We start from the raw sequence: 13,317 nt of genomic DNA, 5'->3' as shown, positions 1-13,317 counted from the left end.
GGAACTTTACTCAAAGGGGGCATTTACCAGCCGGGCATTGCCAAAACTGATGGTGGAATCCTTGTAACCGGAAGGCAGGCTGTGGTCGAAGCGAAAATAGATGCTGTATTTATTATTTTCATTACGGAAGTAAATGGTATTGTCCAGCCAGAAACGTTTGTAGGGCTTGCGGCCTTTTTTTACCTCGTTGATGTCCAGCTTTTTTTCAATGGTCATGTTCCGGAAAACGATCTTAAAACTGTCTGTTTGCACAAAGCTGGCTTTGCGGCTCAGCGCTTCATCCACCAGGTACACATTGCTGGCATCACCGTTCAGGCGTTCCACCACTTCGTACACATGCAGGATGCTGTCGTGCAGCATTTCGTAATTCCAGGTGGCGCTGTATTGGCCGTTCTCAAAAACGATCCCTTTGCCATCTGCCGCTTTTTTACCAAAGCGAAAGGTGCTGAAATCGTAGGCATTCAAATATTCCCTGGGCAGGTATTTTGATTTTTTGGCGTAGTACAACTGGTATTTATCCGGTATGGTGGCAATATATACTGCCCTGCCCCTTTCGGCAGAAAATAAAAGGTATTCGATCTCTATCAGCTTGGTGGCATTACTGGTGGGTACAAGAGTACTTTGCACATTCTTATCGCCGGCATCGGCTGTATCTAAAAAAACCTCGCGGATGTATAGTTTGTACGTATTGTCCAGCACTATCTTTTGCATATCCGCCGGCACACCATTGCGGAATGCCTGGCTGATATTGTACTTCCTGGCGCAGGAGAACAGCAGCAATAAACATATCGATATGTAACTGATCATTTTCATTTTAATCCTGCAGTTGAATGCACTAAATAATAAACCCCGCTGAATGAAAGGTGTTCTTTATAAGGTACGATATGATAAGAGTTGTAAATGGACCAATGTATCAGGTGCTGCACATCCCACTTGGTTTTGTTGTACAGTTTTACATTCACGCCATAACCTTTTACAGGATTGGCCACATTCAGTACAAAAAGGCTTTTGTTGTAAAAGCGCTGCGCTGTTTTTTTATAATTCACATAGGCAAAATCAAACTGGTTGCTGGCTTCAAATGAATTGAGCGTATAGCCCGTGAATTTATGATAACTCAACTCTACCAGATTAACAGCCGTATAAGGTTTGCCATGATAACTGAACAACACATCGCCGGTGTAGAACCTGTCTTTTCTATCGCCTAAATAAATGCCTGATAAAGGCACACCCCCATCGTTGGAATAAGAGATTTGAAAACGGTTGAAATGAAAATTCAAAAAGCCGGTACGCTGAAAGGCCTTGTCCTTATCATTATTAAAAATAAGATTGGTGCCGATGGAGAAAGAATAAGCAAAGGGATTTTGTAATGCCGGTAAGCCAAAATCTGCAAAATAATACAGCGGTACATTGCGGTCCCTAAAAAGCTGTGCACGGCTCTGCTGTAAAAAATCCTTTACGCCTGCAGTTAAAGTAAGCGCAGTTACCAGGTCAAGATTAACGCCGGGCTTTTTTTTGCCGGGTTTACTGCTGCCCAGCCCGTTATTGTAAATCTGTAATTCTGTATTGAAAGTGGGATAGATATTGTTATCAATAAAAGAAGAACCCACACCGCCAGCAACTGCCACCCGGAAATGCACCGGCTGTGTTTTTGTAACGGTGCTGAACTCCACCTGCGCCTTTACTGAAAAGCCATATTGCAAACCGATACTGCTGTTCTTTACAGTAAGTTTTTGCTGCGCCCGGCCAACGCCCATAGCGCAACATCCTGCAACAATAAACAGCAGTTTGGGGATCATACTATCAATTGATGGCCAATATTAATGATTCAGGCATTCTTATACAATACCACTAAGCGGTAATTGTGACAACGGTTGTTGCCGGTGCTGTTCTGCCTTTCACTTCTTCAAAGCGGGTGTCGTAATCGCTGCGGATGGTGCCCATCCAACGGTCCCACCACAAAAAATACAATCCATAATTGCCTTTAAAATACTGGTGATGCTGGTTATGGTTCACCGAAGTGTTGATCCACTTGCCCACCCTGCTTTTACTGAAACCCTTCGGGTATAATTCGTACCCCAGGTGCCCGTACACATTATACACGATCATGAAAAAGAAGAAGAAGAAAAAGTGCGTGATATGCAATGGCAATATAAATACAAACAATACCTGTATGCCTGCTTCCACCACTGCTTCAAAAGGATGGAATGCGTAAGCCGCCCAGGGTGATGGATTGGTGCTTTTATGATGCACCAGGTGCGTGTATTTAAAGATAGCCGGGTGATGCATCAGGCGGTGTGTCCAGTAAAAATAAGTATCATGCAACACCAGCATTACCGGGTAGGCTAAAAAATACCAGGCCCAGCCATAAGCTTTTATATTGCTATAAGTAAGTGTATATTTTACTACCGGCGGATAGATGAGCACGGTATATCCAACAAAACCAAAGATGATAATGGTAAGGATGGAATAAATGATCTCCCTTGCATAATCTTTGGAGCGGGGAAAGTTACTTTGTATCTTTTTGAACTGCCATTTTTTTCGGAACAGCACATAGAATACCAGCGTTGCAATAAAGGCCAGTACGATATAGCGGTCACCAATACCCCGGATGATATTATAATAGATCTGCCAGTTCATAGTTCTAAATTACAATTTTTATTTACTTGTTGATGCGATTTAACAAGGCTGCAAACACAGGTCTTTAATGGTGGATAAATTGCTTTGCCCAAAAGATAATTTCCTATTCTTTTTTATATTAGTTTTATTGCCCGATCCCCCCTTTCAAAATTCCCCTAGATCCTCTTCCGCTTTTTTTACGCTTAAAACCTTTTGTATGAAATTAAAATTTTACTTACCCGGAGTATTGCTGTGTATGCTATTGCCGTTTGTCAGCAACTCCTTAAAAGCACAGGTCAGTCCAAAGCTCGTGCATGACATAGAGCTGATCATGGGAGAAAAAGCAGCCCGTACGGCCGATCAGTTAAAGATCGATTCCAGGCTGCTGCAGGCTTTGAGAGAAAGCCGTGGACAAAAAATGGTGGATGGTGTGGACCTTGAGCCTGTAACACTTGAAAAAGATGATAACGGCAGGATCAAAGTGGATATCAGCGCCACCATTACCCCCGAACTGCTGTCACGCATTGAAGCGCTGGGTGGGACTATTATCTACCCTTCTGCAGTTTATCGTACCGTAAGGGTATCCATCAGTTTTGCCATGGTGGAAAGCATTGCAGCTTTTGCCGATGTGCAGTTTATTGCACCGGCAGCACAGGCCAGTACGGTCAGTGCACAAAATAAAAAGCAGGCATTGCAACTGATCTCACCTGCTGACATCCCTGCAGAAGTTTCTTATAATACCGCCTGTGCAAAAGCATTCAGCATTATACCGCAATTAAGTTTTCAGCAGCGTGCCGAAAAAGTGCGCAGGCAACTCAGCAATTATATCAACAGCAAGGCAGCCAATGGTTTTTTCACCGGCAGTGTGAATTCACAGGGCGACCGTGCCCACCGTGCCGATGATACCAGGACCACTTATGGATATGAAGGACAGGGTATCAGGATCGGCCTGTTGTCCGATAGTTATAATTCCAAAGGAGCCGTTGCCAGTGATATGGTGAATGGCAACCTGCCGGGCCCGGGCAACAGCGCCGGTAATAATACACCGGTAACGGTATTGGCCGATTATCAGCCCGGTTCGGATGAAGGCAGGGCTATGCTGCAGATCGTGCATGATGTGGCGCCCCAGGCCAAACTGTATTTTGCAACGGCCTTTATAAGCGAAGCCAGCTTTGCAAGTAATATACAGGCATTAAGAAATTCGCCTTATAACTGCGATATCATTATCGACGATATTTTTTATTATGATGAACCGGTATTCCAGGATGGTATTGTGGCGCAGGCAGTGAATACAGTAACTGCGGCAGGTGCCTTGTATTTTTCTTCGGCAGGTAACGAAGGTTCGCTGGGCAAAAGCACTGCCGGTTATTTTGAAGGCGATTTTGCTGATGCAGGTTCACCGGTGTTCACACATCCTACCGGCAAAACAGGTACCATACATAATTTTGGTACGGTAGGTTCCCCGGTAAATGGTGACATCATCACCACTGTCGGTAACGTATACACGCTGAACTGGTCCGACGCTGCAGGCGCTTCTGCAAACGATTACGATCTTTTTGTGGTGAGTTCCGCAGGTACGGTAAAAGCGCAATCCACCAATACACAAAGTGGCTCACAGAATCCTTACGAACAGATCAGTGCACCGGCATTGGTGTCCGGCGACCGCCTGGTGGTTTTTAAAACCGGTACTGCGGCTGTAAGAGCATTTGCCATCAATACTAACCGCGGTGTGCTTACGGTAAAATCAACAGGGCAAACGCATGGTCACAGCAGTGCTGTAGACGCCTTCAGCGTGGCAGCTACACCGGCTGTTGCACCCGGTCCATATCCCGGCAATTTCACAGCATCCAATACGGTGGAATCTTTCAGCTCCGATGGTCCACGCCGTGTATTTTACACCGCAGCAGGGGCAGCAATTACGCCGGGTAATTTATTATTCGGCACCAATGGAGGCACAGTGCGTAATAAACCGGATATCACTGCAGCAGATGGTGTATCCACTACCCTGGCCGCTACATCAGGATTGAATCCATTTTACGGTACTTCAGCAGCAGCGCCGCATGCGGGCGCTATTGCAGCATTATTGAAATCTGCCAATCCATCACTTACACCCACACAGATAAGGACAACGCTGGTGAACAGCGCACTTGATATTGAGACTGCCGGTTACGATAACCTGAGCGGTAGCGGTATCGTGCAGGCTTTCCAGGCAATGCAGCTGGTAGCCCCTACGCCTATTGCCAATATACATTTTGGTACCATCACCGTTTCGGAAGGTACTACCGGCACTAACGGTAACGGGTACATTGAACCGAAAGAGAATGGCAAGATCGTGGTGCAGCTCACCAATCCTTCTTCCGTATCTGCCACTGCCATCAATGCAACATTAACCACCAGCACTTCGGGTGTAACCGTGATACAGAATGCATCATCATACGGTACTATAGCAAGTGCCGCCAATGGCAGCAACAGTGCTACTCCTTTTACTTTTGTGGTCAATAATTCCGTTTCCTGCGGAACGGTAATCCGCTTCCAGCTATCTGTTACCTACAGCGGTGGCGGCCCAAGCCCGCAATTACTGGATATTGATGTGCCTGTGGGTAATACCAGTGGCATCAACATAAGTTCCACACTGGGCAGCGTGCCACCTACCGGTGCCGGGTACACGGTAACGTCTGGTCAGCAGACCGGCCGGTTAACCAGGACCAACGCCACTTCCAGTTGCCTGATACCTAAGACCAACCCCGGCTTAACAACGGCAGTTGGTTCAAGGCAATACGATGCTTATACCATTAATAACACAGGTGCCAGCCAATGTATCAATGTAACCATGAATGCCGCCAATGGTGCTAACCTGTATTGTGTTGCCTATACCAGCGCAGGTTTTGTTCCGGCATCACCCTCCAACAATTACCTGGCCGACCCGGGTTCATCATCCACGTCGCAGCAGTTTAATTTCACGGCCCCACCGGGCAACTTTACCGTAGTGGTGCATGATATCAATGTCACACCTGCTTCCAACTCGCCTTACACACTCAATATTACCATTGCAGCCTGTGCGGCCGTGTTGCCTTTAACATGGCTTGATTTTACTGCCACACTCAGCAACAACAACCAGGTGGCGCTGAACTGGAAAATTGCCAACGAACTGAATGTAAAAGAATATGAAGTGGAATATAGTACTGATGGTATTAACTTCACTTCACTCTTCACCGTTCCTGCAACAGCAGTCATTGCTTCGGAAAAAAATTACAGTAAGATACACGCCTTCCCCGTGGATGGCATCAATTACTACCGCGTAAAACAGGTGGATATGGATGGCCGTTATTCTTACAGCAAAACTGCCAGTGTAAAAGTGAACAATCCCAACAGCATCACTATTAAACCTAATCCTGCATCTTCCTTTGCAGTGATACAATCCAGCTCGGTCATCAAGCGCATACAACTGTACAGCAGCACCGGCCAGTTGATGCTGAGCGTTATTCCTTCCACAGTTTCGTATGAATTGCCCCTGCAAAACCTTGCCAGCGGACAATACATCATTAAGATAGAAACTAAAGATGGCGTAACGAATAAGAAGCTCACGAAGAATTAAGGATCTGCAGCATATAAAAATCCCCGCTCAACAAGCGGGGATTTCTTTTTTGGGTGGTTTTAAATAGGTGTTATACTCTTTTATAAAGAAATTAAAAATCAGCTGCATTGCCGCCACCGCCTCTTCTTCCATTACCGCCGCCGTTTCCACCACCATTGCCGCGTTGCATACGGTTACCACCGCCGCCATTCTGATTACCTCCCTGTTGTTGCGGCCTTTTGCCACCGAAACGGTTAAGGTTATACGTAAATGTAAGCAAAAAATATCGTTTTAACACCACTGTCCTGCTATCATAATAATAATTCTCGCCCTGGGTACGGCTGATGCTCTGGTTCTGGTTCAGCAGGTCGTTCACAGAAAATTTTATTTCGCCGTTCTTCTTTTTAAATAACTGCTTGGCAATATTGGCATTCCATAATGGGATGGTTTGGTTAAACCCTGCAGATTGACCGGTATACAGGATACAATCAAAATCAGTGGAGAGTATCAGTGATTTAGTAATGTAATAATTGATATCGGTGGAATAGGTCTGCGTAAAATAATCCGTATTATTCTTGCCCTGTGCAATACTGTATTTTGCCTGCGAATAAGCAACCCTTGCCCTTAAACCAAAGTTCACAATGTTCTTGATATCCATATTCACGCCGGCAGATTGTGATATCGTCAATGTATTGGTAACATTCAGTTGTTTATACAGCATGCTCAGGCTGTGGTTGTAATTCACCACGTTGGTAAAATTCACGCTGCTGCCTTTCAGTTTTTTTGTAAAGGGAATACCTACGGTAATATTGGAAGAAACATTGAAAGCACCATTCAGGTTCAGCGGACGGATGATCTGCACGCCGGGGCGCAAAAGCGAATCGGGTAAGCCCAGGCTTTTTAATGTTCCCAATGTTAAACTATCGGTGCTGTTCACGATCCTGTTGCTGGTTTGCGAACCATTGATAGTAATGTTCAGGTATTTGTAGTTAACTGCATTGAGTGTTTTAAAACTGATATCTACTGTATGCCCAAACTCCTGCTTCAGTGAAGGATTACCTACACTGATACGCAGCAGGTTGGTAAGATCGGGTACATCCTGCAACTGGTTCACCGTAGGCTGGTTGGTACGGCCGCGGTAATGAATGGCAAGATTGGTCTTTTTGGAAAAATTATAAATAAAGTTGGCCGTAGGGAACAAATTGGTGTATTGCTGTTTGGTGTAGATAATGGAATCTTTACCATTGTTCTGGTAAATGCCGCGGATACTTTTATTATCAAGCATAGAGGTCTGCACCGATGTTCCCAATTGAAAACTGTATTTAGGCATCACGAAACGGAAATTACCTCCATAACGGTGTGCTATAAAACTGTTATCAAAATAATTGGTCTGCTGTTTATTGATGATGTCAAACTGTTTGGTACTGCTGTTATAATCATACGCATCCTTATCCGAAGTGCTTTGCCGGTTGGTGTAAGCATAATTCAACTCCAGTATCTTGTTCTTGCCGAACATTTCTGTAAAGGAACTGGTGATGACATTGCTGGTGCTGCGGGTCTTTTGCGCACTTTCATAATTCTGGTCTATCACGGTGGCAACCGTGCCATCGGGATTATAAAAATATATCGGCGAAACATTGGTACCGCTGCCGGTGCTGTTATCAATACCACTCGAATACCCCAGTGTGAACGTACGGCCTACTTTTTTAAACCGGCGACGGTACAGTAATTCGTTGTTGATACTGGTACCATTGCGTTCACTTTGGTATACCGCTGCATTGCTGTTGGATAAATATTTTACCGAAGGCTTTACCGCCATAGTGGAAGAATTGCTCTCGCTGTAATTTTCCGAATGCTGAACAGAAACATTGGGTGTGTACAGGATCGAATTCATGGAATCGATATAGAACTCGAACCGCAGGTTGAACTGGTGATTGTAATTGCTGTTCACCGAATTGCTGCTGCTGTTCTCCGTTGCAGAAGAATCATTGAAGAAAGTGGATTCCCTGTAAGTGGTCTGCTCCTTTTTATTACGGGTCTCAAAATAATTATAACTACCGGTTACGTCTATCTTCTTTCCTATCTTATCAATATAATTCACACCGATGGATGAAGCTGTGGTAAGCCCGTTGCCGCCTGCACCACCGGTGCCGCCACCACCGCCCCTTGTTCCTCCACCACCTCCTCCGCCGCCACTGCGACCTGCACCACTAAAACCACCCATTCTTGTTACAATATCATTGTTACTGAATACCTGTTTATTTACATTGTTGGAAGATGCTATCAACGAAATACGGCGGGTATCGTTAAAACGGTTAGCCGTAAGCGAAGTCTGGTACCGTTCATTATCGCCCATGCCTGCAATGGCCCTCCCGAAATATCCTTTGCGGCGGTTCTTCTTCAGTACAATATTGATCGTCTTGCTGCGGCTGCCATCATCAATACGGGTAAATTTTGCCTGGTCGCTCATATCATCATATACCTGCACACTCTGTATCATATCCGCTGGAATGTTCTTGGTAGCCATTTTAGGATCCTTACCAAAGAATTCCTTGCCATCCACGTATATCTTGGTCACATCCTCACCCTGTGCTTTTACATTACCATCCGCATCCACTTCCACACCGGGCAGTTTTTTTAACAGGTCTTCCGTGGTAGCATTGGGCACCGTTTTAAAAGCGCTCGCATTGAACTGCGTGGTATCCCCCTTTATCTGTATCGGCACATCACTGGTCACCACAAAAGTATCCAGCGTATGCAGGTCGGCCTTCATCACGATCCTTCCAAAGTCAACAGTTTTTTTTGTATCCGATATGGTGAATGTTTTCTGGTAAGCTTCAAAACCTTTAAAACTAATGTGGAGTTTATAAGTGTCATTGTCCAGGTCCTTTATCTCGAACAGGCCCGCTTTATCGCTCATGATAAAATTGGCCATCGTAGAATCTTTGGTAAATACAATGGACACAGTGGCGCCTGCCAATGGCTGTTTACCTGTGGTATCCAGGATTACACCTTTTACAGACCCGGTTGTTTTTTGTGCAGATGCAGCAAGCCCCGTCAGCAACATCAGGGAAAAAAGTAGGTATACTTTCCTCATACTGGTTAGTTATTTACCATTTAGACGCTGACGGGGTAAATAACTGGCGGCCGTTTAAAAAAATAAACGGAACAACCAGCACAGTACAGGTAAGTTCGCTTGCTGTTTAGTATTTGAACACTTTTCCTCCAGCCATCACTTCCTGTGTTTTGGGATCGAAAGTTGCTTTTTGCCCGGTATGTACAGCAGCGTTGGTCATGATACACGCAATAGAATGCATGTAACCTGCTTCCACCGGTGCATTGGGTTGTTTCCGGCTACGGATACATTCCATCCAGTTGCGCACATGGTTGGATGTAAGCGGATCATTGCCGGTATTGGCAGAAGCTATCACTTTATCTGCTGATGCAGTAAGATCGAGCTCAGGCAAAAGATTGGGCTGCATATGCATGGCATCGGCCATTTTTTTTGTAAGGCCGCCTTTTGGAGAAACTTTATTGGTGATCAGGTTCAATTCACCACCATTAGAATAATAGATCTCTGAGGGTGATTCATCACCATTATTCATTCTTGAACTGAATATTACCTGGAAACCATTGTCGGCATCATTTTCAGGACCATAATCAAATACAGCTGTGATGGTATCCCAGTTTTTCCGTCCATCTTTCCATTGGTAAATACCACCATTGGCAACAACACTTCTGGGATGCTGAATGCCGCTGAACCAATGTACGGTGTCTATCTGGTGGCTCATCCATTGTCCGGGTAAGCCGGAAGAATAAGGCCAGAATAAACGGTACTCCAGGTATTTTCTTGGATCGAATTTATCAGCAGGACGATTCATTAAATATCTTTTCCAGTCAAGATCTTCTTCTTTACATTGCGCCACTAACTCGGGCCTGCGCCAGCGGCCGGGCTGGTTCACATTCCAGTTCAGTTCCACCATAGTAATGGCACCAAATTTTCCCTGCTGAATAAAATCTGCTGCAGCTTTATAATTAGCCCCGCTCCTGCGTTGTGAGCCTATCTGTACAATCTGTTGTGAAGCCTTCACCGCTTTCAATGCAGCCCTTGCATCTTCCATCGTTTCGGCAAAAGGTTTTTCTACATAAGCATCTTTTTTATTTTTAACTGCTTCTATACAATGTAATGCATGCTGAAAATCGGCAGTGCTGATGAATACGGCATCAAGGTCTTTGAGTGCATATAATTCATCATTATTCCTGCAGGCTGTTATATCATGCCCCATCTTTGATTTTAAAAATTCCTGTCCCGCTTCCCTTCGCAATTTCCATATATCCGATACCGCGACAATATCAAAATTCAATTCTTTGTAATGATCCATAAAAGCAGGAATATGAGAATTCTTGTGCCTGTCGGAAAAGCCTACCACGCCTACCCTTACACGATCATTGGCGCCGCGGATATTGGCGTAAGATTTTGCACTGAAGCCATTGATGCCTGCATAAATGGCGATGCCTGCTTTGGCAGACTGCTGTATGAACTTGCGACGGTTGATGGACATGATGGTATGATTGAAGAATGAATAATTATTTTTAAAAAAGTTATTTCAGTTCTTTTATTTTAATGCTCCTGAACATTACATGGTTGCCATGATCCTGCAATAACAAATGGCCTTTTGCAGCCATTCCGAAATTGGGCCACTTTTCGTATTTACTCCTTGCCACCAGCGCATAATAATACGGTGTGCCGCGTTGGTATTCCAGCACTTTAATGCCATTGAGCCAATGTTCTATACGGTTATCGGGATATACAATGATCATACCCCTGTTCCACTCGCCGATATTTCTTTTGGCATTGGGATGCTTAATGGAAGGTATCAGGTCGTACAGCGAAGCCTGTGTACGGTTACCGATCGACCCGAGTTTGGCATCAGGATGTTTCAGGTCATCCAGTATTTGGTATTCCAATCCAATAGCCGAGCCACTGTTCTTTTCATTTTCAGTTACAAAATATTTTACCCCACTGTTGGCGCTGTCGGTTATTTTAAAATCAAATTGCAAAATAAAAGCGCTGTACTCGCCGGTGGTAACAATATCGCCGCCATTCTGCGATTCAGCACCGCTGGAAGCCAGCACATGCAGTTCACCATCTTTTATCTCCCACCCCTTTGCAGGAAAACTTTCTTTGTAAGCGCCGCGCCAGCCATTGGTGGTCTTGCCATCCCACAATAATTTATAGCCTTGCTTTGCTTCCAGCGGTGAAATATAATTGGGAATAAAATCAGCCACCGCTGTAGCCGCATCATCCGGCGTAGCTTTCAGGTTCGTGGTTTGTATGCGGATGTTCTTCCAGTGAATATCTCTTCCGGCTTCTGCCTCACTTTTAACCTGGTGCACCTGCAAAGCAAAAAAACCTTTGGCCGTGGTATTATCCACCACCTGTGCCATCAGTTTACCATTGATGAATGTTTTGATATTCGTACCAATGCATTCCACCCGGTAATGATACCATTTGCCCGTAACAAAATCGATCTTGCTTTTTTCATTCAGTTCCATCGGGAACAGCCAGCCATTCCTTGCTTCATCATATACACCACCACTCCATTTTCTTGATGAAGGATCTACTTCCATTTGATAACCATGCACCCGGCCCTTCATATAATCTTCGGTGCTTAAACTGCGGAACTGTATGCCGGAATTGACTGTATCATCCAGTTTGATATCAGTCTCAAAAATAAAATCGCCGTAATCTTTTTCTGTTACTAAAAATGAATTGGGTGTGTTTGCTACAGAAGTGCCTACTATCTCACCGTTTTGTACTTTGTATTTTGCAGCGCCGCCCAGTTGTTTCCATCCTGTAAGATCCTTACCGTTGAACAAAGGCTGCCATTGTTGCGCATGTAAAGCAGAGATAAAACAAATGCCCAGCAGGGCGAAGAAATTTTTCATACAAGATCGTTAGGTAAAAGCAATTTAAGTAAAAACCGTCATCCATGCAGCAGGCTGCATAAAATTGTTTTGGCAACATGTGGATAAACCCGATCAGCGTGGCAACATTAAGCTGTTTTAATGCGGGGATCAATAATGCCGTACAACACATCTGCCAGCACATTAATGGCAATAAAGATACAGGCGCTTAGCAGCACTGAACCCATCACCACCGGGTAATCCAGTTTTTCCAGCGCATCCACGGTGATCTTGCCAATGCCCTTCCAGCCAAAGATGTATTCCACGAAAAAAGCGCCTGCCAGCAATTCGGCAAACCAGCCGGTAATGGCGGTGATAACAGGATTGAGTGCATTGCGCAGCGCATGTTTAAACACCACTACCCTTTTACTCAGTCCCTTTGCATAAGCTGTGCGGATATAATCCTGGCTCAGCACATCCAGCATAGCGCTGCGGGTAAGTTGAGTAATAATGGCCAGTGGCCGTATGCCCAGTGTAAATGCGGGCAGTATCAAATTTTTTAGTGTCAGGTATTTTTCACCTGTCACATCATCCATATCAAACCAGCTGCCGGTAAGGTTGAGGCCGGTGAAAGGATGCAGCACCACCCCAAAAACATAGGCAATGATGATGGCCATAAAAAACGAAGGCGCTGATATACCGGCAATGCTGGCAAATACAGCGGAACTGTCCAACCAGGTACCCCGTTTGACTGCAGCCAGTACGCCCAGTAATACACCGATAACAGTAGCAAATAACATGGCTGCCAAAGCCAGCAGCAAGGTGCCCGGCAGGGCTTCCATCAGCAATTGCCCTACGGCTTTTTTGGTTTGATAACTGCGGCGCAGGTATGGCATTTTAAAAGCCAGCTTGGTTTCGCCGCCTATAAAAAAACCTTTCAATTCTTTTTTATCAATATCCGCTTGTGTATGAAAACTCAATGGTGAAACATCGTTCAGGTACAGCAGCAATTGTTTCCATTTGGGCTGATCAAGGTAAAGATCCTTGCGGATATTATCCATGGTTTTTTTATCTCCCGTTTGTCCCACTATCATACGTGCAGGATCGCCGAAGCCCTGGAACATGATGAATACGAGTATCACGACGCCCAGCAGCACGAGCAAAGAATAAAATATTTTTTTGAAGATGTAAGCCACCTGCTGAAATGGATAATTTTATAA

General features: G+C 44.9%; 8 protein-coding genes. 1 reads left to right on the top strand and 7 read right to left on the bottom strand.

Going from position 1 to position 13,317, the window contains the following annotated elements:
• Positions 1-6: 6 nt before the first annotated feature.
• From QM738_RS19035 to QM738_RS19025, 3 genes are read right to left on the bottom strand one after another with little or no spacing between them, the layout of a single operon-like run.
• Entirely contained in the window at positions 7-807 is an 801-nt protein-coding gene (locus tag QM738_RS19035) for a hypothetical protein (protein WP_462278330.1), read from the bottom strand.
• A 2-nt stretch (positions 808-809) separates the two neighbouring features.
• A complete protein-coding gene (locus tag QM738_RS19030; protein ID WP_462278329.1) occupies positions 810-1,796 on the bottom strand; it encodes a polymorphic toxin type 23 domain-containing protein in 987 nt (328 codons plus the stop codon).
• A 52-nt stretch (positions 1,797-1,848) separates the two neighbouring features.
• Complete coding sequence (locus tag QM738_RS19025; RefSeq protein ID WP_462278328.1) at positions 1,849-2,637, bottom strand: sterol desaturase family protein; 789 nt, start codon at positions 2,635-2,637, stop codon at positions 1,849-1,851.
• A 196-nt stretch (positions 2,638-2,833) separates the two neighbouring features.
• Between QM738_RS19025 and QM738_RS19020 the strand changes: the two genes are divergently transcribed.
• Positions 2,834-6,211, top strand: a complete 3,378-nt coding sequence (locus tag QM738_RS19020) for a S8 family serine peptidase (RefSeq protein WP_462278327.1) — start codon at positions 2,834-2,836, stop codon at positions 6,209-6,211.
• 91 nt (positions 6,212-6,302) lie between these two features.
• On the opposite strand, the gene QM738_RS19015 is transcribed toward QM738_RS19020, so the two are convergent.
• The 4 genes from QM738_RS19015 to QM738_RS19000 all read right to left on the bottom strand — a co-directional run bounded on the left by QM738_RS19015 (position 6,303) and on the right by QM738_RS19000 (position 13,293).
• A complete protein-coding gene (locus QM738_RS19015) occupies positions 6,303-9,287 on the bottom strand; it encodes a TonB-dependent receptor (RefSeq protein WP_462278326.1) in 2,985 nt (994 codons plus the stop codon).
• 106 nt (positions 9,288-9,393) lie between these two features.
• On the bottom strand, positions 9,394-10,752 hold the full coding sequence (locus QM738_RS19010) for a Gfo/Idh/MocA family protein (protein WP_462278325.1): 1,359 nt from the start codon (positions 10,750-10,752) through the stop codon (positions 9,394-9,396).
• Between the two features lie 40 nt (positions 10,753-10,792).
• Positions 10,793-12,139: a 3-keto-disaccharide hydrolase gene (locus tag QM738_RS19005; protein WP_462278324.1), complete on the bottom strand. Its 1,347-nt coding sequence runs from the start codon at positions 12,137-12,139 to the stop codon at positions 10,793-10,795.
• Positions 12,140-12,246: 107 nt separating this feature from the next.
• Positions 12,247-13,293 (bottom strand): ABC transporter permease, encoded by a 1,047-nt coding sequence (locus tag QM738_RS19000; RefSeq protein WP_462278323.1) that lies wholly within the window; start codon positions 13,291-13,293, stop codon positions 12,247-12,249.
• Between the last annotated feature and the right edge of the window lie 24 nt (positions 13,294-13,317).

Source organism: Ferruginibacter sp., from assembly GCF_049840995.1.
Taxonomy (GTDB): domain Bacteria; phylum Bacteroidota; class Bacteroidia; order Chitinophagales; family Chitinophagaceae; genus Ferruginibacter.
Note: the sequence above shows the minus strand (reverse complement) of the source record. Positions and strands in the feature narration are given on the sequence as shown.